At 67.4% G+C, this 25200-nt stretch carries 27 protein-coding genes and 1 tRNA gene; 24 read left to right on the plus strand and 4 right to left on the minus strand.

Annotated features, from left to right (window positions below; genetic code table 11):
* Positions 1–8 precede the first annotated feature (8 nt).
* Complete coding sequence (locus ACR81A_RS05170) at positions 9–416, plus strand: arsenate reductase ArsC (RefSeq protein ID WP_440312904.1); 408 nt, start codon at positions 9–11, stop codon at positions 414–416.
* Between the two features lie 63 nt (positions 417–479).
* Here the strand turns inward: ACR81A_RS05170 and ACR81A_RS05175 are convergent, their stop codons facing one another.
* Positions 480–1811, minus strand: a complete 1332-nt coding sequence (locus ACR81A_RS05175) for an NAD(P)-binding domain-containing protein (protein WP_440312905.1) — start codon at positions 1809–1811, stop codon at positions 480–482.
* 139 nt (positions 1812–1950) lie between these two features.
* Here ACR81A_RS05175 and ACR81A_RS05180 point away from each other — a divergent pair, with 139 nt between their 5' ends.
* The 12 genes from ACR81A_RS05180 (at position 1951) to ACR81A_RS05235 (ending at position 7252) form a co-directional block, all read left to right on the plus strand.
* Complete coding sequence (locus tag ACR81A_RS05180; protein ID WP_440312906.1) at positions 1951–2229, plus strand: ArsR/SmtB family transcription factor; 279 nt, start codon at positions 1951–1953, stop codon at positions 2227–2229.
* A gap of 216 nt (positions 2230–2445) precedes the next feature.
* On the plus strand, positions 2446–2958 hold the full coding sequence (locus ACR81A_RS05185) for an Asp23/Gls24 family envelope stress response protein (protein WP_025133932.1): 513 nt from the start codon (positions 2446–2448) through the stop codon (positions 2956–2958).
* On the plus strand, positions 2955–3146 hold the full coding sequence (locus ACR81A_RS05190; protein WP_025133933.1) for a DUF2273 domain-containing protein: 192 nt from the start codon (positions 2955–2957) through the stop codon (positions 3144–3146). Before ACR81A_RS05185 ends, ACR81A_RS05190 begins: the two co-directional genes overlap by 4 nt.
* Entirely contained in the window at positions 3143–3532 is a 390-nt protein-coding gene (locus tag ACR81A_RS05195) for an NTP pyrophosphohydrolase (RefSeq protein WP_440312907.1), read from the plus strand. Before ACR81A_RS05190 ends, ACR81A_RS05195 begins: the two co-directional genes overlap by 4 nt.
* Positions 3533–4114 carry a DUF6286 domain-containing protein gene (locus tag ACR81A_RS05200; protein ID WP_440312908.1) on the plus strand — a complete coding sequence of 194 codons (582 nt, stop codon included), beginning with the start codon at positions 3533–3535 and terminating at the stop codon, positions 4112–4114.
* The gene (locus tag ACR81A_RS05205) at positions 4111–4728 is read left to right on the plus strand and encodes a hypothetical protein (protein ID WP_440312909.1); all 618 of its coding nucleotides are present in this window, start codon (positions 4111–4113) and stop codon (positions 4726–4728) included. Before ACR81A_RS05200 ends, ACR81A_RS05205 begins: the two co-directional genes overlap by 4 nt.
* A 36-nt stretch (positions 4729–4764) precedes the next feature.
* Positions 4765–4980, plus strand: a complete 216-nt coding sequence (locus ACR81A_RS05210) for a hypothetical protein (RefSeq protein ID WP_025133937.1) — start codon at positions 4765–4767, stop codon at positions 4978–4980.
* 85 nt (positions 4981–5065) lie between these two features.
* Positions 5066–5239 (plus strand): CsbD family protein, encoded by a 174-nt coding sequence (locus ACR81A_RS05215; protein WP_025133938.1) that lies wholly within the window; start codon positions 5066–5068, stop codon positions 5237–5239.
* Positions 5240–5310: 71 nt separating this feature from the next.
* A complete protein-coding gene (locus ACR81A_RS05220) occupies positions 5311–5577 on the plus strand; it encodes a GlsB/YeaQ/YmgE family stress response membrane protein (protein WP_440312910.1) in 267 nt (88 codons plus the stop codon).
* A 120-nt stretch (positions 5578–5697) separates the two neighbouring features.
* A complete protein-coding gene (locus ACR81A_RS05225; RefSeq protein ID WP_440312911.1) occupies positions 5698–6264 on the plus strand; it encodes an RNA polymerase sigma factor in 567 nt (188 codons plus the stop codon).
* On the plus strand, positions 6261–6881 hold the full coding sequence (locus tag ACR81A_RS05230) for an Asp23/Gls24 family envelope stress response protein (RefSeq protein ID WP_440312912.1): 621 nt from the start codon (positions 6261–6263) through the stop codon (positions 6879–6881). The genes ACR81A_RS05225 and ACR81A_RS05230 overlap by 4 nt, the downstream gene beginning before the upstream one ends.
* A complete protein-coding gene (locus ACR81A_RS05235) occupies positions 6878–7252 on the plus strand; it encodes a hypothetical protein (protein ID WP_440312913.1) in 375 nt (124 codons plus the stop codon). The genes ACR81A_RS05230 and ACR81A_RS05235 overlap by 4 nt, the downstream gene beginning before the upstream one ends.
* A gap of 129 nt (positions 7253–7381) precedes the next feature.
* Here the strand turns inward: ACR81A_RS05235 and ACR81A_RS05240 are convergent, their stop codons facing one another.
* Both ACR81A_RS05240 and ACR81A_RS05245 read right to left on the minus strand, forming a co-directional pair.
* Complete coding sequence (locus ACR81A_RS05240; RefSeq protein ID WP_440312914.1) at positions 7382–7900, minus strand: hypothetical protein; 519 nt, start codon at positions 7898–7900, stop codon at positions 7382–7384.
* A 664-nt stretch (positions 7901–8564) separates the two neighbouring features.
* Positions 8565–8637 (minus strand) — tRNA-Arg (locus tag ACR81A_RS05245).
* Between the two features lie 96 nt (positions 8638–8733).
* Here ACR81A_RS05245 and argS point away from each other — a divergent pair.
* Together argS and ACR81A_RS05255 are read left to right on the plus strand one after the other, a co-directional pair.
* Complete coding sequence (gene argS, locus ACR81A_RS05250; RefSeq protein WP_440312915.1) at positions 8734–10404, plus strand: arginine--tRNA ligase; 1671 nt, start codon at positions 8734–8736, stop codon at positions 10402–10404.
* A gap of 49 nt (positions 10405–10453) precedes the next feature.
* Positions 10454–11215 carry a hypothetical protein gene (locus ACR81A_RS05255; protein WP_440312916.1) on the plus strand — a complete coding sequence of 254 codons (762 nt, stop codon included), beginning with the start codon at positions 10454–10456 and terminating at the stop codon, positions 11213–11215.
* 38 nt (positions 11216–11253) lie between these two features.
* Here ACR81A_RS05255 and ACR81A_RS05260 read toward each other — a convergent pair whose 3' ends face one another.
* The gene (locus tag ACR81A_RS05260; protein ID WP_440312917.1) at positions 11254–12690 is read right to left on the minus strand and encodes a PucR family transcriptional regulator; all 1437 of its coding nucleotides are present in this window, start codon (positions 12688–12690) and stop codon (positions 11254–11256) included.
* Positions 12691–12854: 164 nt separating this feature from the next.
* Between ACR81A_RS05260 and ACR81A_RS05265 the strand changes: the two genes are divergently transcribed.
* The 9 genes from ACR81A_RS05265 (at position 12855) to ACR81A_RS05305 (ending at position 25135) form a co-directional block, all read left to right on the plus strand.
* Entirely contained in the window at positions 12855–13952 is a 1098-nt protein-coding gene (locus ACR81A_RS05265) for a Zn-dependent alcohol dehydrogenase (protein ID WP_202381896.1), read from the plus strand.
* A 44-nt stretch (positions 13953–13996) separates the two neighbouring features.
* Positions 13997–15424: an APC family permease gene (locus ACR81A_RS05270; protein ID WP_440312918.1), complete on the plus strand. Its 1428-nt coding sequence runs from the start codon at positions 13997–13999 to the stop codon at positions 15422–15424.
* 249 nt (positions 15425–15673) lie between these two features.
* Positions 15674–16939: an NAD(P)/FAD-dependent oxidoreductase gene (locus tag ACR81A_RS05275; RefSeq protein ID WP_440312919.1), complete on the plus strand. Its 1266-nt coding sequence runs from the start codon at positions 15674–15676 to the stop codon at positions 16937–16939.
* A gap of 256 nt (positions 16940–17195) precedes the next feature.
* Complete coding sequence (gene lysA / locus ACR81A_RS05280; protein ID WP_440312920.1) at positions 17196–18644, plus strand: diaminopimelate decarboxylase; 1449 nt, start codon at positions 17196–17198, stop codon at positions 18642–18644.
* Positions 18641–19951 carry a homoserine dehydrogenase gene (locus ACR81A_RS05285; RefSeq protein WP_440312921.1) on the plus strand — a complete coding sequence of 437 codons (1311 nt, stop codon included), beginning with the start codon at positions 18641–18643 and terminating at the stop codon, positions 19949–19951. Before lysA ends, ACR81A_RS05285 begins: the two co-directional genes overlap by 4 nt.
* Positions 19948–20883 carry a homoserine kinase gene (gene thrB / locus ACR81A_RS05290; protein ID WP_440312922.1) on the plus strand — a complete coding sequence of 312 codons (936 nt, stop codon included), beginning with the start codon at positions 19948–19950 and terminating at the stop codon, positions 20881–20883. Before ACR81A_RS05285 ends, thrB begins: the two co-directional genes overlap by 4 nt.
* 221 nt (positions 20884–21104) lie before the next feature.
* A complete protein-coding gene (locus ACR81A_RS05295) occupies positions 21105–23243 on the plus strand; it encodes a hypothetical protein (protein ID WP_440312923.1) in 2139 nt (712 codons plus the stop codon).
* Between the two features lie 145 nt (positions 23244–23388).
* On the plus strand, positions 23389–24462 hold the full coding sequence (gene prfA / locus ACR81A_RS05300) for a peptide chain release factor 1 (protein ID WP_025133953.1): 1074 nt from the start codon (positions 23389–23391) through the stop codon (positions 24460–24462).
* A 133-nt stretch (positions 24463–24595) separates the two neighbouring features.
* Entirely contained in the window at positions 24596–25135 is a 540-nt protein-coding gene (locus ACR81A_RS05305) for a GNAT family N-acetyltransferase (protein ID WP_440312924.1), read from the plus strand.
* The last annotated feature ends 65 nt before the right edge of the window (positions 25136–25200 follow it).

Raw genomic sequence — 25200 nt, forward strand, 5'->3', positions numbered from 1 at the left:
AGCCCATCATGACCGAAACCCAGAAGCCGTCCGTCCTGTTCGTCTGCGTGCACAACGCAGGTCGTTCCCAGATGGCCGCCGGCTACCTCCGTCACCTTGCAGGTGATCGCGTCGAGGTGCGTTCCGCCGGTTCGATGCCCGCAGACCAGATCAATCCCGTGGCGGTCGAGGCGATGCGCGAGGAAGGCGTCGACATCACGGCAGAACAGCCGAAGATCCTCACAACCGAAGCGGTACAGGACTCAGACGTTGTGATCACCATGGGCTGCGGCGACGCTTGCCCATTCTTTCCCGGCAAACGGTACGAGGACTGGAAGCTCGACGACCCAGCCGGCCAGGGAATCGAGGCGGTGCGCCCGATTCGCGACGAGATCAAGAGGCGAATCGAAGCCCTGCTGATGGAGCTCGTGGACTGAGTCCGCCACAGATGAAGGGGGCAGGAACCGATTCGGTTCCTGCCCCCTTCATTTCTCCACGGGTCAGCGGCCGGCTGGTGCCTCGCCGAGCTGGACTAGCTGCGGCTTGGTGCAGCACGAGCCCGCGTCAGCAGGCTCGTCGGGTGCGTCGAAGAGACCCGAACCACCGCACACGCCGGTGTCGGGGAGAACGAGGTCAACGCGCTCAGCCGCCTCGCGGTCGCCAGCGATTGCAGCGACGACGCTGCGCACCTGTTCGAAGCCGGTCAGGGCGAGGAACGTCGGTGCGCGGCCATAGGACTTCGCGCCCACAATGTAGAGCCCGGGGTCGGGCTGCTCGAGGTCTGCGGCACCGGTGGCCCGGTTGGATCCGCAGGAGTGCAAGTTCGGATCAACCTCTGCCGCGACCGCCGAAGGGGCCTGCAGACGCATGTCGAGATCGAGTCGCACCTCAGAGAGGAAGGACAGATCAGGGCGGAAACCTGTCGCAACGAAGATTCGGACAGCAGGATCCAGCCGGCGGCCATCCTCTGCAACGAGCACCGCCTGCCCGTCTTCGATCTCGACCTGCTCGGTGCGGAATCCAGTGACGAGGTCGACGAGACCGTCTTCGACCGCCTGCTTTGCCCGCTGCCCCAGTGCACCGCGCTCGGGCAGTTCGTCTGCGCCACCACCACCAAATGTGTTGCCGATCGCACCGCGGCGCAGTACCCACGTGATCCGAGTTCCCGGTTCGCGCTTGGCTACTCGCGACAGGATCCCGATGGTGGTCGCGGCCGAGTGCCCGTTGCCAACGACGACGATGTGCTGGCCAGCCAAGGCAGTGGCTTCCTCGATCGCGGGCATGCGGTGCTCCATGAGACCTGCACCGATAGCGGCGCGCTCGCCGAGAGCAGGAAGACCATCAGCGCCGGCGGGGCTGGGCGTCCGCCAAGTGCCCGAAGCGTCGATCACGGCACTCGCTTCGAACCTCTCCTCGGTGCCGTCATTGCGCTCTACGTGCACTACGAAGGGCTGCGCTGATCGGCCCTCGTCGACGGAGAGGTCGCGGCTCTTGCGGCCGACACCGACCACCCGTGTTCCGTAGCGGACTCGGTCACCGAGGGCGCCTGCGAGCGGCGCGAGGTACTGCTCGATCCACTGCGCGCCGGTCGGATAGCCCTGCGTCGGGGCCGACCATCCGGTCGGCTCCAGCAGCTGCCGTGATGCGGCATCCGTGAGTTCCGTCCAGGGCGAGAACAGGCGCACGTGCCCCCACTCGGCAACGGCAGATGCTGCGGTAGCGCCGGACTCCAGAACGAGCGGCTCGAGTCCGCGCTCCAGGAGCTGAGCGGCTGCGGCCAGTCCCTGTGGGCCAGCACCGATGACGACGACAGAATTCACTGCGACCTCCATGTATTGATATTCTTCGATATGAGATTATTCTGACGTCCATATCGACAGGTGTCAATATGTAGTGCAAACTGGAATCATGAGCGCACTACCTGTTGACTTGGAATCCACCGCCGGGACGTGCTGCACCTCGGGTCAAGGAATGGGTGACAGTACTGCACGCGATCTCGCGAAGGTCTTCAAAGCGCTCGGCGATCCGACGCGGGTGAAGCTGCTGGCGATGATCATCGCCAGCAGCGCCGGCGAGATGTGCGTCTGCGACCTCACCGGCCCCGTGGGCCTGTCGCAGCCGACGGTCTCCCACCACATGAAGCTGCTCGTCGAGGCGGGGCTCGTTGCTCGCGAGCAGCGCGGAAAATGGGCCTACTACCGGCCCACGACCGGTGCGCTCGCCGACGCGGTGCAGGCGCTGCTGGGCTGAGCGTCCACGCCGCTCGGGCGCCACGGGGGTGCCGCCCGTGCCACGTCAGGTGCACACGGGGTTCGCGAGCCGGGTGTGCTGACGTGAATTTTCGCGTCGTCGCAGAAAATTTGTGACATCTCCCCGAGAGAGACCGTCCTATGTGCAGAGCGTTGTTCTTCGCTCGCTGGACAGCGCGGCCGGCGGCCGTGCTTCTGCATCTTGGAGGTAGTTCTGATGGTTACGAATGATGTGAACGCAACGGGTACTCCTGAGGAAAGCGCGTCGGCGCAGCGCCGGGGAAGCTCCGCGGGCTCGTCACGAGTGGATCGCGCGCCTGCGGTCGGACACGCTTCGGCCGACGCAGAGGCGTCAGCGGGGCGGACGACCATCGCCGAGGGTGTGGTCGCGAAGGTTGCGGGGATCGCAGCTCGCGAGGTGTCCGGCGTTCACGCACTCGGCGGCGGCGGGGCTCGCGCGTTCGGCGCGATCCGTGACGCCGTGAACGCGACGGACCTCACCCAGGGCGTGAAGGTCGAGGTCGGGGAGACGCAGGCCGCGGCGGACATCACGATCGTGGTGGACTACCCGGCTCCGATCCAGGAGGTCGCCGATAACGTTCGTGCCGCGGTGACCGACGCGATCAGCCGACTCGTCGGCCTGCAGGTCGTCGAGGTGAACATCGATGTGAACGATGTCCACCTCCCGAGCGATGACGCTGACGACGATACCGAGTCGCGCGTCTCATGAACTCGACGCTGACCGGGGCTCTGGTTGGCGCGGTGCTGGCATTCGCTGCGCTGATCTTCGGGTTCTGGGGATTCCTCCTGGTTTCGCTGCTCATGGCGATCGGAGCTCTGACCGGGCGTGTGATGTCGGGTCAGCTGGACTTCCGTGCCCTCGCAAGTGCGTTCACAGGGAGGCGGACCTCGTCATGAGCCTGCTGGCCGGTGAATCCCCGAGCGCTGCGGGACCCCTCGATTCCGGTCTTCGGGCGCCCGGCACGGTTCGGGTGCACGAGCGAGTCATCGACAAGGTCGTGCGGGAAGCCTCAGCGGGCGCCATCGGTGTCTCTCGGGATGACGTGAGCGTCGAGGTCGCAGAGTGGGGCGGAGGCCTGGCCGTGAGAATCGCAGCGAAGCTCCCCGCCCCGGATCTCAGCGATCTCACGGCGGTCGAGGCTGCAGTGCCGGTGATCGACCGGGTGCGCGTGCTGCAGTCCGAACTCTCGGCAGAATTCGCGAGGGTGACGGGACGGGAGATCCGCCGAGTGTCGTTCACCGTCACGGGCGCGATCATCCCCAAGCGAAAGCGGGTGAATTAGATGACGAACACCGTGCTCAAGCGCGTGGTGCGCAGAGAGACGCACTCGCCGCGCACCGTGGTGACCGTGATCGTGCTCGTGATCGTCGCCGGTGCTGCGATCCTCGCGGGTGTCGAGATCGTGCTCCATCTGCTCGGGCTCGGCCCATGGGTCATCGCGCCTGAGGCCGCGCTCACGTGGCTGCGGGAGCTGCCGGTCCAGCCGCAGGGCGTGGTCGTTGCGGGAGGGATCCTCGTCGCGATTGCCGGGGTGATCCTCGTGTGGTTCGCCATCGCCCCGGGCCGGAGGCCGAGGCACGAGCTCGGATCCTCGTCGCACGCTGTGATCGTCGACAACGGCGTACTCGCGTCGTCATTGGCGGAGCGCGTGCGGCGTGAACTGGATCTCGCCCCGGGCGCGGTCGTCGTCGGGGTCGGTCATCTCGGCGCGGATGTCACTGTGAGGCCTGAGCCCGGGCACCGGCTCGACAAGAGCGAGGTGCGTGCGGTGGCCGAGTCGGAGCTGGCCGCCTACGAAATGTCTCCCCGGGTGAAGGTACGGGCACGAGTGCTGCACGCTGAAGATGCGGAGGGCCGATCATGAACACGACGAACCGTGGAGTGAACCGAGCGATCCTCTGCGTGGTCGGCCTCCTACTGATCGGAATCGGCGGAGCCGGAGTGCTGGCCAGGCTGTGGCCAGCAGCCGGCGAGGTCTGGACACGCTGGTCATCGGCCGGCGTGGACTGGATGGTGCGCGCGGATCAGGCGTCACGGGTGTCGGACTCGACCACGCTGAGCTGGTTCACACTGGCGGTGCTCGCGCTGCTGCTCCTGCTCGTGGTCATCGCGGTGATCGTCATCGCGAGGCTGGGAGGCGGACGCAGCAGCGTGGTGATCCGCGAAGAGACCGGCGGCTGGGCGCACGGGGCGGTCACGATCCGGCATGGATTCGCCGCCGACGCGATTACCCAATCGCTTGCGTCGGATGACGCAATCCTCTCCGCGAAAGTGAGTGCCCGCAGGCTGTGGGGCGCCGACGTCCTCCACGTGAGCGTTACGCCGCGGCAGAACGTCTCACCCGCGGAGGTTGCTGCGACGGTGACTGGACTCGTCGACCGTCTGGCGACTCTCCTGGGGCGTGAACTCGCGACGGTCGTCACGATCCACTCCGGGATCCGCTCGAAGCTCGCAGCGGACCAGTCCCGAGTCCACTGATCCCCGGAGTGCGGGGGAGACGAAAGGAAGAACGCGATGCGGAAGAACATATTGATCCTCGCGGTGATCGCTGGAGCCGCCTATCTCGTCGGCGTCGAATCGGCGAAAGCGCGCGGGAAGAACTATGAAGACGTGCGGCACCAGTTGGAACGCCTCTGGACGAATCCCGAGGCGAAGAAGTCGCGCAAGCGCATGGCGAAGAACGCCAAGAAGTCGCTCGAGAAGGCGCGCAAGAGCCTCCTCGGCAGCTGAACGTGAGAGCGGCACGGCGCCGCTCCTCACCCTGCTCTCAGAGCCAGAGAGCGCCGCAGAGAATGACACGAAAGGAACGCGAACGATGAGCGCTGGAGACAAGATCAAGGCCGCCGCGGACAAGATCACCGGTCAGGTGAAGGAAACGGTGGGCAAGGCCGCCGACGATGACCAGCTCGTCGCAGAGGGCCGAGCGGACCAGGCGAAGGGCACCATCAAGGAGAAGGTCGAGGACATCAAGGACATGTTCACGAAGTAACCACCCCACCCGGGTGGGCAGGCACGCCCACCCGGGTCACCCCGTTGCACTCAATTGAAAGGACAACCCCCGTGGGTTTCTTCAGCTTCCTCATTCTCGGGCTGCTCGCCGGCGCGATCGCCAAGCTCATCCTCCCCGGCAAGCAGGGCGGGGGCTGGTTCGTCACGCTGCTCCTCGGCATCGTCGGCGCGATGCTCGGTGGATGGCTCGGCGGCCTCATCTTCGACGTCAACCTGCAGGGTTTCTTTAACCTCTCGACCTGGCTGCTCGCGATCGGCGGCTCGATCCTGGTGTTGCTCATCTACGGCATGATCGCCGGTCGCCGTGCAGACAAGTGACACAAGCTCACAAAATGTGGACGAACTGTGCGATACCGATGAGGATGAAGGAGGATGGGCAACCGCAAGGTCGACCAACGACCCTGGGAGGAGGCGCCCTTCCGATCAGGGAGATGAAGGATGAGCAGTGAGCCGTACCCGAGCCCATTGGAATCGGCGGGCGACCGGATCATCGTCGGACGTGCCGCAGACGGAGACACCTCCGCCTTCGCCGTGCTCGTTCGGAGGTACGCCCCGATGATGCGGGCATATGCGAGGAGGATTCTCCCCGGCAGCGCTGACGTTGATGACGTCGTCCAAGACGCGTTCATCACCGCCTGGGACCAGATCCCGAATCTGGAGGATTCGGAGAAGGTCTGCAGTTGGCTGATGCGGATCACCGGTCGAAAAGCGATCGACCGCATCCGATCGACCCGACGCCATTTCGACCTGAGCGAGATGGAGCTCCCCGCGCCGGACCGGATGGCGCCGCCCCGGCAAGTTGAAGCGCGAGCAGGGATCGCGGCGCTGAGCGACGCGATCACCCAACTCCCCGATGCCCAGCGCGAATGCTGGGTGCTCCGAGAGCTGGGCGACTACAGCTATGAGGAGATCGCTGACGAACTGGACCTCCCGATGTCGACAGTTCGGGGTTTGCTCGCCCGTGCGCGAAAAGACATCATTGTTCGAATGGAGCAGTGGCGATGAATCACAGTGATAGCCCTGATCCGCAGACCAGCTTGACCGAGTTCGGCGATCTTGACGGATACACCATCGAAGAGCTCTCCGACTACCTCGACTCCGCTCGCACCCCTGCCGACCCCTCGATCGAGGGCTCTCCCGGCTGCCGCATCGCCCTGGATGCTCTGAGCCGACTTCGCGAGCTCACCCCAGAACTCCTGGCTGCCGACCTCGCCGCGGAGGCTGCGCCCGACGAGAGCTGGGTGCAGAAAGTGCTCTCCGGCATCGCCCTGGATGCGCGCGCTGGGCGACGCATCCCCCTGAGAACCGCCAGGCCCGACGCGGATCTCGGCATCACCGAGGGTGCTGTTCGGGGAGTGATCAGGGCCGCGGAGCGCACCGTGCCCGGTGTCGTGTTCGGCACCTGTCGCTTCGACGGAGACGTCACCATTCCGGGGGAGCCGGTGCGCGTCCGCGTAGAAGTCAGCGTCCCCTACGGCCAGCCGATCCCAGATCTCGTCGACCGCCTCCGCGCGGAGATTCGCACTCGCCTGCTGGCGCACACAACCTTGACCGTGACCGGCATCGACATCACGGTGCAAGACATCCAGCAGTTCCAGAACCGGACGGAAGGACACCGATGACCGAGCCGACGGATCGGACTCTGGCCGCGGACATTGAAGCGGCCGTGCGAGAGGTGCCGGGCGTCGCCTCGGTCTTCCGGGCTGGCGGACGTATCTCCCAGGCGGTTGACGCCGGTGCCCAGCTCCTCGGAATCCAGCAGGAGGACGGCTCGCTCATCCGCTGGGAGCACAGCCCGAGCGAAGGCTCGCATGTCGAGGTCGCGATCGGCGTGCACAACGCGCCGGGCGCCGCTGACACCAGTGATCGAGTGCACGCAGCCATCGCCGAGCTGTGCGCTGATCGCGGGTATCCCTCGATGAAGCTCCACCTCACCGTCGTCCACATCGACGAAGGCTCTCCGGCGTCTGAGTGGAGCGAACGCTCGTCCTGAGGTGCGCTCGGCGCGTCGCGGGCAGTGCGCCTCATGCCAGACGCCGAGATGCTCGGCCGTACAGCCACGTGTCTCCCAGCGGCGCATCTACCGGGACCGGCTCCATTGGCTCGACCTGCTCCTGGCGAGCTAAGTCTCGCTGCAGAGTTCTCGGATCTGGCTCGCAATGTCCGAACCAAAGAGATCCGTAACCGAGTAGATCGCTGGTTTCTCAAATCCGGCCAGTCCGATGGTCGCGGTTGAATGAGCTGATGGCCACTCGCCTCGTGCACTCCACAGAGCGCAGTCGAGCTCCAAGCCGATTGCCGCGGTCACGTGTTCATTTGGTGGAATGGACTCCAGCGCAGGCGGTGCGGCTGTGGGAACTCCTGAGAGAGATGAATCGTCCTTGACCACTTGCGCGTAGAGGACGTGGACGCCGGACTCCCCGCCAGTGCCAGAGATCTCAATGGGGCCGTCCAGTGTCAGTGTGTGAGCTGACGTGTTGATCAGCTCCGCACTGATGCCGACACGCTGTGATGCGGTGACAATGCTGTGTGAGGTGGTGAGCCCAATGCTGAGTGCGCTTTGGGCGGTGCCGGTGCGGGCGTCGCCAGACTTCTGTGCGGCGTTGATCCACAGCGCGGCGGTGAGTGCGCCGATGCTCACGGCACAGATTGCCAAGATCGTGAGCGGTCGATGGAAGCGATTCCCCGATGACATTTCAGAACTGGGCGTGGCTTCCGTTGAATGGTCTTCCTGTCTTGGCACAACAGCCCCTCCAATCTCCACGAAGTCGCGGTTCAGCGGCCCATCGAAGGCCAGTCGTCGGCTACGCCGCCCCCGGCCGGTGAAACCTCAGTTGCAGCTGTTGGGCCACAACAGGCGAGGCAGCGAAGAGACGCAGAAGTGCCGTCGAGTGCGATGGTGCAGCAGCGCTGCTTCTGGCGTCCATATGACTCTCCAGTGTATTGGCAAAGAAACTCGTTTCGTTTCGCAGTCTTCAGATGCGCGACAATCCTGTCAAGCAATCTCTCATCGCTCAGGAAGTACCCGCCCATGAGGTTCTCCCTTCGATCCCGCTGGACCGGATTGCGAACCGGTGCCCTGCTCCTGGAGGCGGCACGGAGAGGGGCTGAGGGTGTGTCTCGCTCAGTACGAAGATGAACACCTACAAACGACGGCACCTGGATGGGCGGGGTGGCGATTGCTGAAGTGCGTGACACCACGGTGGGCTGACTGCTCGGCGAGGTCGACGACAATCGTCGACCTGAGCGCCTCAAGGCAAAGAAAAAGGCTCCCACCGCCGAAGCGATGGAAGCCAGTGCTGCAGTGCCCCCGGAGGGATTCGAACCCCCGACCTACGGTACCGGAAACCGGCGCTCTATCCCCTGAGCTACGGAGGCGAGCATGTGCAACCCTCTCAGCCTAGCGCACAACGGAACGCCGGCGCGCACCGCGTGGGGCCGGGGCGTGCCGCTTCAGGACTAGAATGAGTCCTCGTGACGCCACAAGAACTCTCCTCCGCCCTTGCCCGCATCGTGACCGACCTCGTTGGGGCCCGCGGCCTCGACCTCGTGGTCACCGATTCCGACACGCAGGTGGAGCGACCCAAGAACCGAGAGCACGGGGACTGGGCCTCGAACGTGGCAATGAAGTTTGCGAAGCGTCTTGGGGTGAACCCCCGCGAGTTTGCGCGGGAGATCGCGGCGGCTGCCGAGGGAATCGACGGCGTTGCCAAGGCGGAAATCGCCGGCCCCGGCTTCATTAACCTGACCCTTGACGCCGCGAGCGCGGGCGAAACCGCACGCCGCGTTGTGGAACAGGGCGAAAACTACGGTCGCAGCGACACCCTCGCCGGCCAGCGCATTAACCTCGAGTTCGTTTCGGCCAACCCGACCGGGCCGCTGCACATGGGGCACACCCGCTGGGCCGCGCTCGGCGATTCGACCGCGCGCGTGCTGCGCGCTGCGGGCGCCGAGGTGACGAACGAGTACTACATCAACGACGCCGGCGCGCAGATGAACAAGTTCGGCCGCTCGGTGCTTGCCGCCGCGCTCGGCGAGGAAGCACCCGAGGACGCGTACCCGGGCGAGTACATCCAGACGCTCGGCGCACGCGTGCGTGAGCAGATCCCGGGCCTTGCGGAACTCGCTGCGAGCGACCGCGATGCCGCGCTCGAACAGGCGCAGGAGCTGGCGTACCAGCTGCAGCTCGCCGAGATTCAGGATTCGCTCGAGCGTTTCAACGTGCACTTCGACGTGTTCTACTCCGAGCGCACGCTGCACACGGATGGACCGAATGGCGAGCCCAGCCCCATTGCTGCGGCGATTGATCGCCTGCGCGAGCAGGGGCACGTCTACGAAGAAGACGATGCGATCTGGGTGCGCACCACGACGTTCGGTGATGACAAGGATCGCGTGTTCACGCGCGGCAACGGCATCTACACGTACTTCGCCGCAGACGCCGCCTACTACCTCGACAAGATGGATCGCGGCTTCACCGAGAAGATCTACTTGCTGGGTGCGGATCACCACGGCTACATCGGCCGCCTCACCGCCATCGCGGGGGCTGCAGGCGACGACATTGAGACGAGCATCACGGTGCTTATCGGCCAGCTCGTGAACCTCAACGGTGCACGCCTCTCGAAGCGCGCCGGCAACATTATCGAGCTCGACGATCTGCTCGAGTGGCTCGGTGCTGATGCCCTCCGCTACTGGCTCGCACGCTACCCTGCAGACTCGCCGCTCGCGCTTGATGGTGAGAAGCTGCGCAGCCGCTCGAACGACAACCCGGTGCACTACGTGCAGTACGCGCATGCCCGCACCTGCGCGGTCGATCGCAACGCCGCTGCCGCGGGACTTGAGCGGAGCGCGTTCGCGCCCGAACTGCTCACCCATGAGACCGAGACGGAGCTGCTTGGCAAGCTGCAGCAGTACCCGGGCATCGTTGCAGGTGCCGCCGAGCTGCGCGAACCGCACCGCATTGCGCGGTTCCTCGAAGAGCTCGCCGCAGCGTTCCACCGCTGGTACGACAACTGCCGCGTGCTGCCGATGGGTGAGGAGCCGATCACCGATCTGCACCGCACCCGCCTGTGGCTGAACGACGCCGCCGGCCAGGTGCTGCGCAACGGTCTCGATCTCATCGGTGTGAGCGCGCCCGAGCGACTCTAGCTGCGAAACCGCTAGGCTCGGATCACAATCGTCCCGAGGGAGCGTGGCAATGGCGCGAGGTACATCCAGCTGGTGGAAGAAACTCTTGGGCGTGCTCATCGCGCTCGCCGTGCTCGCTGGGTTGGGGGAGCTGGGACTCAGGCTTTTCCTCCCCGGAGTGATCGAGGGTGTGGCACGCGCGCAGCTGAAGATCTCAGACGATCACCCCGTAGACGTGGATCTGGGCGGTTCTGCCCTGCTCAGCGCCCTGCGCGGGGGTATTGGCGATGTGTCAGTGAGCGTGCCGGATGCGCCGATCACCGATGGGATCGTTGCTGACGCGAAAGTGACCGCTGGCCTCGTGCCCTTCAACCCGCTGAGGGGTGAGATTCGAGATGGATCAGTACGCCTCACGGTGCCGCAGGATCAGCTCGGCTCGATCGTGTCTCTCGTGACGAAGGGTGTCGCGACGACAGGTGAGGTACGAGACGGCTCTCTCCTCGTTGGGCGTTCGATTCCGCTGCTTGGGCAAGAGATTCCCGTGACCGTTGCGCTGGATCTCGGTGTGGCAAACGGCGACGTCATCCTCACCCCTAAGCAGGTGAGCGCGGCTGGGCTCGACCTCACGGCAGAGCAGATTGCGGCGGCTACTGGGACGCTCCTTGACCCGATCTTGCGGCCGGAGCCGGTGTGCGTGCGTGATCAGCTCCCCGCGGGCATCACGCTCACGGACATCGCCCTCTCGAGTACGGGCTCAGTGACGGTGTCTGCGGATCTCGCCCCGACTGCTGTGTCCGACCCGAAGATGCGCCCGAAGGGCGTCTGCGAGTAGCGGCCTGTTGCTCGTTCGCGAGCGCCGGGCGTCCGGGCCTACACGCCGGTGGCCCGCAGCGCGAGCCACGCCGCAGTGCGGTCGTCGGCGCGGTCGAGGAAGAGCCCCGTGAGTTCCTCGATTCGACGCACGCGCGACACGAGCGTTTGGCGGTGGATGCCCAGGCGCTCTGCGCTTGCGCGGTGGGCGCCGAGCTCTGCGAGAAACACCCGCAACGTCTCCGTGAGCTCCCCGTGCGCGCCATCTGCCCCGCGGAGCGGATCAAGCACGCTGGCAATCTCCGTGCCCGCAGCGTGATCGAGCGCGGAGAACACGAGCCCGACGGTTGAGAGCGTTGCGTACTCGACCGCCGGTTGCCCGTCCTCAAACGCGGCGTCGAGGGCTTGGCGCGCCTGCACCGCGCTGCGTGAGAGCGCGTCCACGGGCGCGGGCGACCCGACGCCGAGATGGAGCCGGCTGCCCGCCACGGGTGAGAAACTCTGCACGCGAGCGATGATCTCGGGGGTGAGCTCGGGACGCATGAAGCCGCGCACTCGGCCGGGCCCCGCGGCAAACACGTGCTCTGCGCCCAGCTCGTCGAACCAACGGCGAAGCAGGCGTTCTGCGTCAATCGTGCGCGTCTTTGCCCCAAGCTCGAACGCGGTGAGCATGGGCTCGTGCACGCCCCACCGGTGCAGCAGCCGCGGCGCGGCCGGCCCGCCGGCGAGCAGAATGTCGAGCAACGCCTCGCGCCCCAAATGCTCGGTGAGGGTGGGGTCGTGCGTGCGCAGGAGGAGATCGAACAGCGCCGCCGCGAGCGAGGCGAGGTCGCGGGCGTGACTCGTGCGGCTGGAGCGGGTGGCGATCACGAGGCGCCCGGCCAGATCCCGATCTGATCCAACCTGGTGGAGCTGCAGCCCGAGGTGACGCACGCGCACGGGGCGTCCGGTCGCCACGGCGATCGCGTCGGAGACATGGAGGCGGCCGGCACCCGCGCTCGCGATGAGCTGGCCCTGCGCATCGAGCAGTACCGCCCATCCATCGATGCGGTGCGCAAGCTCGGCAATCACCGCGGTGATCCCGCCGCGGCGGGCGACCTGTGTCAGCACGTTCATGCCCGCCGTGACGAGCCGATCCGCTGCGGCTCGATCCTCCGCGATGATCGTGGTGAGCGTCGCGTGCAGTGCCACGTCGGCGAGTCGAGCGCCGAGGATCGCGGTCATCCCGTGCTCCGCGAGCGCCGCCTCGAGATTGGGATCGCTGCTCGGACTGACAAACACCGCGCCGAGCAGCGCCTCTCGCGCGGGACCACCCGCGGCGAGGCGGTCGAGAAGATCCTGTTCAGGGCCGGTAATGAGCGTGGCGTAGTTTGGGTTTCCCACCACGACGTACGCGTGCAGTGCGGTCACGCCGTCGACGGGGGTGCGTTCATCGAGCCGCTGCGGGAGGCAGCGTCCGCCGACCGCGCGGACGACCGCGGAAAGGTCGAGAGCCATGCGCCAAGTGTACCAAGTGGTGATCTGTGTGTTCAGAAACCAACACTTGGTGCAGTGACAGTGCGCAACGAAGCTCCGTACGATCGCCTGAGTCGTCCTCGCGCCGAGCCACACTCCGGCCGGCACGCGAGCCGAATGAATCGAATTACGAAGGAGTTTTCCTGATGAAGGCTGTGGTGTTCCGCGATCCGGAGACCCGCGTCGAGGTTCTCGACGTCGAGCTCGCTGCCCCGAAGGCGGGGGAGGTGCGCGTCAAGATTGCCGCCGCCGGTGTGTGCCACTCGGATCTGCACGTGAAGCGCGGCGAGTGGGATGCGCCCGCCCCGATGGTGATGGGCCACGAGGGCTCGGGGGTCGTCGTTGAACTGGGTGAGGGCGTCACCTCGCTCGCAGTGGGCGATCACGTGGTGCTCAGCTGGGTGCCACCGTGCGGCGAGTGCCGCTACTGCCTGCAGGGGCACGAGGCGCGCTGCCAGAAGGTGGCCACCGTTGTTGCGCCGCAGGGCGTGCTCTTTGACGGCACCTCCCGCCTCTCGGCCGGCGAGGAGCCGCTGCACCACTACCTCGGGGTCTCCTCGTTCGCCGAAGAGGTCATCGTGCCCGCATCGGGCGCGATCAAGGTGCGCGACGACGCCCCGCTCGATGTCATCGCCGTGGTCGGCTGCGCCGTTGCGACCGGTGTGGGCGCGGTGCTGAACACCGCCGCCGTCGAGCCAGGCGCAACCGTTGCCGTGATCGGCTGCGGGGGCGTGGGCCTCAACGTGGTGCAGGGCGCGAAGCTCGCGGGTGCCGAGCGCATCATCGCGATCGACGTCGTGGCTGAGAAGACCACGATGGCGCTGCAGTTCGGCGCGACCGACCGCATCGATGCGTCCGAGCGTGACGCGGTCGAGCAGCTGTTCGAGCTCATGCCTGACGGCGTGGACTACGTGTTCGACGCGATCGGCCGCACCTCGACCACCGAGCAGGCGATCCAGATGCTGGGCCTCGGCGGCGCTGCCGTGATCGTCGGGCTGCCGCCCACGGGTGCGAAGGCTTCGTTCGAGCCGCTCGTGCTCGCGGAGGCCGACCAGCGCATCCTCGGTTCGAACTACGGTTCCGTGCGTCCGTCGATCGACATCCCCGCGCTCGTCGACCGCTACATGGACGGCCAGCTGAAGCTCGATCCGCTGATCTCGGGCCGCCGCCCCCTCGACGAGGCCGCTGAGGCGCTCGACGACCTGCAGGCCGGTGGCGTGCTGCGCACGCTGCTCATTCCGTAACCCGACCCACTTCCTCGACGAAGAGAAAAGACTCACGTACTGACATGACTCAGACCACAGAACGAAAGGTCGACGCCGGCCTCCGCGAAGGGGTGATGTCTGGCCCCGAGCTCGCGGCCCAGGCCATCGCCAACATCGCGCCGAGCGCCGTCATCGCCTTCACCGCCGCCTCGATCTTCCTGGGCGCGGGCAACGGCACGATGTTCGCCTTCGTGCTCGCAACGATCGTGATCCTCTGCGTCGGCTACATCATCTCGATGTTTGCCCGTCGTCACGCCTCCGCGGGATCGCTGTACACCTACGTGTCGAAGGGCCTCGGCCCGACGGGCGCGTTCGCCGCCGGCACCGCGCTGCTCATCGGTTCGTGGGGTATTGCCGCTGGTTCGCTCGGCGGTGCAATCTCGTACATGTCCGACCTGCTGCAGATCTTCGGGATCTCGCAGGCCGGCAGCACGGGCTGGCTGATCGCGCTCGCCATCATTATCGGTGGCCTCGGCACCTTCTTCACGATCCGCGGCATTCGGATTTCGGCGCGCGTCTCGCTCGTGCTCGAGCTCGCCTCCGTTGCGATCATCCTGATCCTGCTCGTCGCCGCGCTCGTGTGGCTCGGGCCGGACGCGTGGGATCCCGCGCAGTTCTCCTTCGAGGGCGTGCCTTTCCAGGGCGTCGCGGCTGGCATGGTGCTCGGTATCCTCGGCTTCGTCGGCTTCTCCTCCGCTGACGCGCTTGGCCGTGAGGCACGCAACCCGCACACCGCAATCCCGCGGGCGATCATGTGGAGCGCCGTCGTGGTCGGCGTGCTGTACGTGTTCGCCGCGTACACGCAGATTGCCGTGCTGGGCGATGAGCTCGGCAAGGTGGCGAGCCCCCTGCAGGCGATCAACGACAAGATCGGGATGCCCGGCTGGTTCGCGCCCGTCCTGGTGTTCGGCGTCGCAGCATCCTTCTTCGCCGTGGTCGTCGCCCCGCTCAACGTCGTGGGTCGCATCGTCTACGTGATGGGTAAGGAGGGCATCATGCCCGAGCGCTTCGGCCGCACGCATGAGACGCACCTCACCCCGCACCGCGTGCTGCTCATTGCCGGCCCCGCCGCGATCATCCTCGACATCATCCTGTTGCTCGCGGGCACGCACCCGATGGATATCGTCGTGTGGGTGGACACGTACGGCACCTACGGCTACATGGTTGCGTACGCGCTCGTCGCGATTGCAGGTGTGGTGTACACGACGAAGGCTGGGATCCCGAACCGACTCGTGTGGCTTTGCGCGGTCGTCGCAGTGGTGGCCATGGGATACGTCTTCTTTGCAAACGTGTGGCCCGTACCCGCGTTCCCGATCAACGTAATCCCGTACCTGTTCGCGCTCACGATGCTCGCCGCGTTCGCTCGCTTCTGGTGGGTGAAGCGGAACCGCCCCGAGGTGCTCGCCCGGGTGGGCAACACGCACACGGAGATGATGGAGGGTGTGGGCTAAATCCCCGCCCTGTGGCCCGCCACTCGCAATGCCGGCGGGCGGGCCACGCCCCGCGGGGCACTGCTTCCCGCGGCGAAATCGCGGTGTGCGGAGGAAATCGGAAGGTTTCCCCCGCACACCGCGATTTCTTTGTTCAGAAGGGGGAGAGAAAGCCTGCCCCAGCTGACGAACCCGCGGGGAGCGGGGAACATGGCAGGCAGTTCTTAGCCGGGCTAGGGTGGCTGCAACGAACAAAGGAGTTCAGCAGCAATGACCCAGCAGCACATCGTTATCGTCGGCGGCGGGCTCATCGGCCTGTGCTCTGCATTCGCGCTCGTGCGTGGCGGCCACCGCGTCACCATCGTGGAGCGCGACCACCTCGGGGCGGGAGCAGCAACCGGAAATGCCGGCGAGCTCACCCCGCAGCAGGTCGCACCGCTCGCATCCCCGAACACCGCGCGCGACATCTTCACCGGTCTCTTCACTCGCTCGTCGTACCTGTCGATCGCGATCCCGAGCCTGCCCAAGCTCGCTGGCTTCGGGCTGGGCTTTCTCCGCGCGTCGATGCGGGCACCCGCCGCCCGCGGTGCTGCCGCGCTCGCACAGTTCGCTGACGAACTGTTGCCCGCGCTGCACCGCTTCGCTGCCGCTGGGATCGACATCTCCGGCGGCGGGATGGGGTACCTCATGACGTGCTCCGACGAGGCGGACCTCCGCGCGGCACACGCGAACTATGCGGCGCGCGCCTCGCGCGGGTGGGGCGAGGCCCCAGGGCCCATGCTCCGCGGCGCGGCGCTGCACGCGCAGGAGCCCGTGCTCGATCCCGCCATCGACGGCGGCTTCCTGCTCCCAGGGGAGCTCTCACTCGACCCGGTCACGTTTGTGGCGAGCCTCATTGCCCACCTGGAAGCGGCCGGCGTCACTGTGCGCACGGGGCTCACCGCGCTTCGATTGGGATCAGGGGCCAGCGTCATCTGCCGGGACGCCGCAGGTGGCGAGACGACGGTGGCGGGAGACCGCGTGCTCGTCGCGGCGGGAGCCTGGACGACCCCGATCCTGCGCCGCTCCGGTATCCGCTCCGCACGCGTGGTGTCGGGCAAGGGGTACAGCTACACCGTGCCCGTCGAACGCATGCCGAGCACGCTCATTCACTCGATGGATCGGCACTGTGTGGTCATCCCGATGCACGATCGACTGCGCGTCGTCGGCATGATGGAGTTCGACGGGAGGCCGGAGCAGCTGAATCGGGATCGCTTCGACGTGCTCACCCGCGCCGCCCGCGGCCTCATCACCGGGGCGGACTGGGCCGGCCGCACGGACGAGTGGGTGGGCGCCCGGCCCATGACCTCGGACGGCATGCCGCTGCTCGGCCCCGTGCCGGGCCGCCCGGAGATTATCGTCGCCGCGGGGCACAATATGCACGGGCTCTCGCTCGGCCCCATTACCGGTGAGGTCGTCGCGCAACTTGTCGCGGGGGAGACCCCTACCGTGGGCGAGCGCCCGCTCGACCTCTCCCCGTTCGCCGTGCGCCGCTGACGACGTTCGCACTCAGGGTGCGGCCCCGGGCAGAAGTCCGGGGCCGCACTGCGTCACCGCGCGGTACAGACCCACCCGCGCGGCACCCCTGTAACACTCCCGATTCGGCATGCGCAGCACGCTAAGCTAGACGGGTCCGTTCTGAGCTCCGGCTCCGTTCGCACGGCTTCAGGGGCCAATCCGGGTCCGCTCGCCATCGGTCGCCCGTTGCGACCCGCGAGCGTTGACGACACGATTCACACCCCAGGAGCACACCATGACCCAGGCGACCCGCACGGACACGTCCAACGCGATCGACCCCCGCGTCTTTCCGCCGACCGCGCGCCGCGGCCGGAACTGCGGCGAACTCAAGCTGAACGGCATTCGCGCCACCGTGCTCACGGAGCAGTTTGGTTCCCCGCTCTACGTGGTCGACGAGAACGCCGCCCGCGCACGCGCCGTCGAGGTGCGCAGTGCCCTGCAGTCCGAAGCCGAGCGCATCGGTACCTCCGCCACCGTGTACTACGCCACGAAGGCGTTCCTCTGCGTCGAGGTGGCGCGCTGGATGGCCGAAGAGGGCCTCGCGATCGACGTTGCGAGCGGCGGGGAACTCGCCGTTGCGCTCGCCGCAGGTGTTGACCCCGCGCGTATCGGCTTCCACGGCAACAACAAGTCCGTGCAGGAGATTGAACGTGCGGTCGCCGCCGGGGTGGGCACGATCATTCTGGACAGCGAGTTCGAGACCGAGCGCGTCGCTCAGGCCGCAGCCCGCGCGGGGATTCGCCAACGCGTGCGCCTGCGCGTGAACAGCGGAGTGCACGCCTCCACGCACGACTTCCTCGCGACCTCGCACGAGGACCAAAAGTTCGGCCAGCCGCTCAGCGAAGCCCCGCGCCTCGTGCGCGACATCCTGCGCCACGACAACCTGCTGTTCGTTGGCCTGCACTGCCACATCGGCTCGCAGATCTTCGCGACCAGCGGCTTCCGCGAGTCTGCGCGCCGGCTGTTGGGCGCCTACCCGGAGCTCGCCGAGATCACTGGCCGCCCCATCCCCGAGCTGAACCTCGGCGGAGGGTTTGGTATCGCGTACACGAGCGCCGCGGCAGACGAGGAGCCGGCCGTTGCCGACGTGGCCCGAGAACTCGCCGACATTGTCGCGGAGACCGCGAGCGAGCTTGGCGTGCCGCTGCCGCACCTCGCGTTCGAGCCCGGCCGCTCGATCATCGGCCAGGCCGGTGTGACCCTCTATACCGTGGGCACCACGAAGTCCGTGCAGCTTGCGGGCAGCGACGTCGCGGCGGACCCGGCCGACCTCGGCTACGCGGAGCGCCTGTACGTCAGCGTTGACGGGGGGATGAGCGACAACGCGCGCCCTGCCCTCTACGGCGCTGACTACCAGGTGCGCATCGCCAACCGCGTGAGCGAGGCCGAGCCGGCCCTCGTGCGCGTGGTGGGGAAGCACTGCGAGTCCGGCGACATCGTCGTGCAGCGCGACGAACTGCCGGGCGACGTACGCCCCGGCGACACGCTCGCCGTCGCTGCGACCGGCGCGTACTGCTGGTCACTCTCCAGCAACTACAACTACGTGCCGCGCCCGCCCGTCGTCGCGCTGCGCGATGGCGAGGCCCGCCTCATTGTGCGCGGCGAGACCGAAGACCAGCTGCTCGCGATGAGCGTGATCAGCGAAACACACGACACCCCCGATACGAACGGAGCAACCAAGTGAACGGATACCGTGACCTGCGCGTTGCGCTACTGGGCTGCGGCTCGGTGGGCGCACAGACGGCCCGCCTGATCCTCGAGCACGGTGAGGAGCTGGCTGCGCGCATCGGGGCGCGGCTGACGCTCAGCGGGATCGCGGTGCGCGACGTGAACGCGAAGCGCGACGTCGAGCTGCCGCAGGAACTGTTCACCACCGACGCCGAGCGGCTCGTGCAGGGCGCCGACATCGTCATCGAGCTGATGGGTGGCATCGAGCCCGCAAAGACCCTCATCATGCAGGCGCTGCAGGGCGGCGCCGACGTGGTGACCGCCAACAAGGCGCTCATCGCCGCGCACGGGCGCGAGCTCTCTGACGCCGCCGAGCAGGTTGGCGCACAGCTATCGTACGAGGCGGCAGTGGCGGCAGCGATCCCGATCCTGCGACCGCTCCGCGAGAGCCTCGCCGGCGATCACGTGACCCGCGTGCTTGGCATCGTCAACGGTTCGACGAACTACATCCTCGATCGCATGGACCGCTTTGGTGATAGCTCGGAAGACGCGATGCGCGTTGCCAGCGAGCTCGGCTACCTCGAGGCAGATCCTACGCTCGATGTTGAGGGCTACGACGCCGCGCAGAAAGCAACGATCCTCGCCAGCATGGCGTTCCACACCGAGGTGCCGGTCGACGCCGTGCACCGCGAAGGCATCGCGAACATCACGCTCGAGCAGATCGAAGCGGCGAAGCACGCCGGCTACGTGATCAAGCTGCTTGCCATCGCCGAGCGCATCACCTCCTCCGTGGGTGTCGACGGCGTCTCCGCGCGCGTGTACCCCGCGCTGATCCGCCGCGATCACCCCCTTGCCGCGGTGCACGGGGGGAAGAACGCGGTGTTCGTCGAGGCTGAGGCCGCGGGCGAGCTCATGTTCTACGGCGCCGGTGCCGGTGGCGCCGAGACCGCCTCCGCGGTGCTCGGTGATCTTGTATCGGCCGCGCGTCGCCACGTGGTGGGCGGCCCCGGCATCCCGGGATCGCTCCACGCAGAGCTGCCGCTCCTGCCCGTTGGTGAGGTGAACACGGCCTACCAGGTGATGCTCGAGGTGCGCGATCAGCCCGGCGTGCTCGCCGGGATCGCCGGCATCCTCGCGGAGCACGGTGTTTCGGCCGCGAGCGTTGAGCAGACCGGTGTCGAGGGTCAGGACGATCGCGCCGCGCTCGTCATCGGCACCCACGTTGCGCGCGAGGCCGATCTCGCCGCGATGGTAGAGGCGCTCCGGGGCTCCGACATGGTGCTCGGCGTGACGAGCGTGCTGCGTCTCGAGGGCAACGCGTGAGCGGGGGAGCGCAGCGCGCTGTCCGCGTCCGCGTCCCGGCAACGAGCGCGAACCTCGGGCCCGGTTTCGACACGCTCGGGATCGCACTCGCGTACGGCGATGAGCTGACCGCGGTGACTCGCGACGCGCCCGGCGCCACGGTGCACGTCTCCGGTGTTGGTGAGGGGGAAGTTCCCACAGATGCGTCAAATCTTGTGGTGCGCTCCGCCGCGCACGTCTTTGAGCAGCTCGGGCGCGAACTGCCCGGCCTCGAGCTCTCAGCCACGAACCGCATTCCGCACGGCCGAGGCATGGGATCCTCCGGCTCCGCAATTGTCGCCGGCGTGATGATCGCGGCGGGCCTCCTGGAGAGCGATCCCGTCGCACCGCTCGAACTCACGGAAGAGCAGCTGCTCGCGTTCGCCACCGAACTTGAGGGGCACCCGGACAATGTTGCGCCCGCGCTGTTCGGCGGCCTCACGATCGCATGGTCGACGGAGAACGGGCCGAAGTTCAAGCGCCTCATGGTGCACCGCGGGGTCGCCCCCCTCGTGCTGGTGCCGAGCTTCACGATGTCCACCGAGCTGGCGCGCAGCCTGCAGCCGAAGCAGGTGCCGCACGAGGACGCCGTGTTCAATGTGTCGCGCTCCGCGCTGCTCATTGCCGCGCTCACGCAGAGCCCCGAGCTGCTCATGGAAGCTACGCAGGATCGCCTCCACCAGGACTACCGTGGCGAGGCGATGCCCGCCACACGTGACCTGATTCGAGAGCTGCGTGACGCCGGGTTCCCCGCAGTGGTCTCCGGTGCTGGGCCGTCGATTCTCGTGCTGAACAGCGGTCCCGCAGAGCGGCTTGCCGCGGCGGATCTCGTCGCGGAGCGTCACCCGGATTGGCGTGTGCTGCTCCTCGCGGTGGACACGAAGGGTGCTACAGTGGAGTCGATCCCCGCGTAGCCGCGCTCTCTTCGTGAGTGGTACGGGTGCCCGAGGCCGAGCCGATTTCGGTGCTGACTTACACGGTCGGTTGCTGGTGAGCGGTTCTGGCCCGGTGGTGGATTGTTTTCCTCACCGCGACGCTCATGTCCGGTGATCCCGACGCACCTCGAGGTGCACCACCGCGGGGGAGCGGGCCAGAGCGCTCGCGCACACCCCACGGCGTTCCGAAAGGAAGAAACGTGGAATCCAACGTAGAAGACCAGAACACTGCTCCCGCAGCCGAGGAGACCGCGGCGCCGCGGCGTCGCGCTTCGCGACGCGTGAGCGCCGCGGCTGGCGCGACGAGCGACGCTGCGGTCACCGTGACGGCGACCGAGGCTCCTGCGGCTGCCCCCGCTGCGGAGGCTCCCACGACGGAGGCTCCCGCCGCTGAGGCACCGGCTGAGGCCGCGCCGAAGAAGCGTGCGACGCGCAGCCGCAAGAAGGTGGAGGAGGCGCCGGCCGAGGCCGAGGCTCCCGCAGCTGAGGCTCCCGAGACGGAGGCTCCCGCCGCTGAGGCACCGGCTGAGGCCGCGCCGAAGAAGCGTGCGACGCGCAGCCGCAAGAAGGTGGAGGAGGCGCCGGCCGAGGCCGAGGCTCCCGCGGCTGAAGCTCCCGCGGCTGACGCTCCCGCCGCAGACGCCGCGGAGGAGACCCCGGCCGCGCCCGCGAAGCGTACGCGCAGCCGTCGGGCCAAGACCGAAACCGCTGCCCCCGCGGAGTCCACCGAGGCTCCCGCCGGCGACGCTTCCGCTGCAGGCGAGGCCGAGGCAGCTGCCGAGACCCGTGCTCCCGCTCAGCGTGGCCGTGGCCGTGCTGCTGCACAGGCGAGCAACGCCGCGGACGCGGCTGAGGCTGAGACGCCCGCGGCCGAGGCTGAGACCGTCGCCGCACCGAGTGAGGCGAAGACCGAGAGTCAGGATGGCGACACGGCCGAGGGCGAGAAGCCGAGCCGCAACCGTCGTGGCCGCGGCCGTGGTCAGAAGGGCGAGTCCGCCGAGCAGAACGACTCGGCTGAGGCACACTCCGATGGTGACGACTCGAACAAGGGTCGTGGCCAGAACCAGGGCCAGCAGAACCAGCAGGGCCAGGGTGGCGAGCGCGGCGGTCAGGCGAAGAACGGTGCCGACCAGAGCGCACGCTCGAGCCGTACGCGTCAGCGCGATCGCAAGCGCCGGGGCGCGGGCGATGAGCTCGAGCTCGAGATCACCGAGGACGACGTCCTGCTGCCCATCGCGGGCATCCTTGACGTGCTCGACAACTACGCCTTCGTGCGCACGAGCGGGTACCTGCCGGGCACGAGCGACGTGTACGTTTCGCTCGGCCAGGTGAAGAAGTACGGCCTCCGCCGCGGTGACGCAGTGGTGGGCGCGATTCGCCAGCCCCGCGAGGGCGAGAGCGGTAGCCGCCAGAAGTACAACGCGATCGTGAAGATCGACTCGGTCAACGGGCGCACGCTCGAGGAGAACGAGAAGCGCGCCGACGTTGCTGAGCTCACGCCGGTGTACCCGGAGACCCGCCTGCGCCTCGAGCGCGCGGGTGACGCGCTGCTCGGCCGTTCGGTCGATCTTGCTGCGCCCCTCGGCCTGGGTCAGCGAGCACTCGTCGTGCTGCCGCCTCACGCAGACGGCACCGCAATTGTTACCGAGCTTGCGGAGTCCGTGAGCGCAACGACTCCGGACGCCCACCTCATGGTGGTGCTCGCTGATGCTCACCCCGAGGACGTTACCCACCTGGAGCGCACCGTTCGCGGTGAGGTCGTCGCGGCGACCTTCGACCGTACGGCTGAGGACCAGGCGACCATCGCCGAGCTGGCCATCGAGCGCGCTAAGCGCATGCTCGAGCTCGGCCACGATGTGGTCGTGCTGCTCGACTCGCTGAACAGCTTCGCCCGTGCCTACGCGCAGGCGCAGCACGCGCAGGCACGCCCTGCACACGACGAGCTCGACGAGTTCGCGCTCGGCCAGATCAAGAAGCTGCTCGCAGGCGCACGCAACGTGGAGAACGGCGGCTCGCTGACGCTCCTCGCGACTGTGCACCGCGGCACGAAGATCGCCGCCGACGAGACGCTGCTGCGTGAGGCACGCCGCGTTGCGAACAGCGAGATCCGCATCAAGAAGACCCGCGCCGGCCTCGCCGCTGCCGTCGACATCACGGACTCGCGGACGAGCCGCACCGCGGCGATCCTCAGCGAGGACGAGGTGCGCGTGCTCGAGTCGCTCCGCGCCGCGTTGCACGATGACGACGATGCCGAGAAGAAGCTGGTGTCGCGCATGCGCGAGACCGCCTCGAACGCCGCGCTGCTCGCAGAGATCCAGCGCACCGGGAAGCTCTCCTAGCACCCCGCGCGCTCCGCGACTGATCACGGGTTCCCGTCATCCTGCGCGCGCGGAGCTGGCCGTGAGGCCCACCCCGGTGGGCCTCACGGCTCCGGCCGTTCAGCGCCGGGCGCAGGATGCGTGAACGAACAAACCCGGAGGAATCATGTTCGAACAGGTGACGGGGCTGCTCGCTGAGCACGAGCAGCTGCAGGAAGAGCTCGCCGATCCGGCGCTGCACGCGGATGCCGCGCGCGCGAAGAAGGTTAACCGGCGCTACGCCGAGCTCAGCAAGATCAAGGCCGCACACGAGCACTGGGTGCAGCTCGGGGAAGACCTCGAGGCCGCGCGCGAGCTCGCGAAGGAAGACGAGGCATTCGCCGAGGAGATCCCGGAGCTTGAGACGGGACTGGCGGAAGCGCAGGAGAAGGTACGTCGCCTGCTGATTCCGCGCGACCCCGACGACGCACGCGACGTCATCCTCGAGATTAAGGGCGGCGAGGGCGGCGCGGAGTCCGCGCTCTTCGGCGCTGACCTGCTGCGCATGTACATGTACTACGCAGAGTCGAAGGGGTGGAAGACCGAGATCCTCGAGAAAGACGAGAGCGATCTCGGCGGCTACAAGAACGTGCAGGTGGCCATCAAAGCGAACCCGAGCGATCCGTCGCAGGGCGCCTGGGCACACCTGAAGTACGAGGGCGGCGTGCACCGTGTGCAGCGCGTGCCCGTGACCGAGTCGCAGGGGCGCATTCACACGTCGACTACCGGTGTGCTCGTGTACCCCGAGGTGGACGAGCCCGAAGAGGTCGAGATCCACCAGAACGACCTCAAGATCGACGTCTACCGCTCCTCGGGCCCCGGTGGGCAGTCGGTCAACACGACGGACTCCGCCGTGCGCATCACGCACCTGCCGACCGGCATCGTGGTCGCGATGCAGAACGAGAAGAGCCAGCTGCAGAACCGTGAGGCCGGCATGCGCGTGCTGCGTGCCCGCATCCTTGCGCGCCAGCAAGAGGAAGCGGCAGCCGAGGCCAGCGCACATCGCTCGAGCCAGATCCGCACGATGGATCGCTCGGAGCGCATCCGCACGTACAACTTCCCGGAGAACCGCATCGCGGATCACCGCACGGGCTTCAAAGCGTACAACCTCGATCAGGTGATGAACGGTGCGCTCGACGCAGTGATCGAGTCGTGCATTCGTATGGACGAAGAGTCCCGCCTGGCCGCGCTCGGTCAGTAGTTCGGTGGCGGGTGTGCCCGCCCCGCAGCGCCACTGTGGCCCCGCGTCCGCATCCATTTCCTCGGAAGTGGACTGCGTGCGCGGGGCCAAATTGGTCTGCCCGGCTGTGTCGTCTGCGCACTACGCTGAAGCCATGACTGAAACAGCTTTGCCCCTCGTTGGCCCCCTGGTGACGCTCCGCGCCCCCCGCGCAGAGGACCAGGCGCCCCTGGTAGCGATCTTGAGCGAACCTGAGGTGTCGGTGTGGTGGGTTGGGTACACCCCGGAGCGCGTGCAGGCCGAGTTCATCGATGACTCCGCGAACGTGCGCATCATCGAGGTTGCGGGGGAGTGCGCGGGAGCGATGTACGTGCTCCGTGGCGCCGATGCGGAGTACCCGACCACCGTGATGCACCTCTTCATTGGCACGCGCTTCCGCGGCCGCCGCGTTGGGGAGGAAGCACTCGTCCTCGCGATCCGCGCGGAGTTCGCTGACGGCATCAGCCGCGTCACGCTCGATCCCAATGTCAACAACGACGGCGCCATCCGCGCCTACGAGCGAATGGGCTTCCAGCGCATTGGCGTGCTGCGCGACTACCAGGTGCGCCCCGGTGGCCACCTTGAGGACGCGCTGTTCCTCGACCTCACTCGCAGCGACTTCCCAGACGGCCCGCCGCTCCCCGAACGCGCGTAGCACGGCGGCTGCGCGGCGCCACTGAGCTCCGCGCCGCGCCGTGCCCCAGCCGTGCTGGCCCGCAG

The organism is Leucobacter chromiireducens, assembly GCF_051993095.1.
Taxonomy (GTDB): domain Bacteria; phylum Actinomycetota; class Actinomycetes; order Actinomycetales; family Microbacteriaceae; genus Leucobacter; species Leucobacter chromiireducens.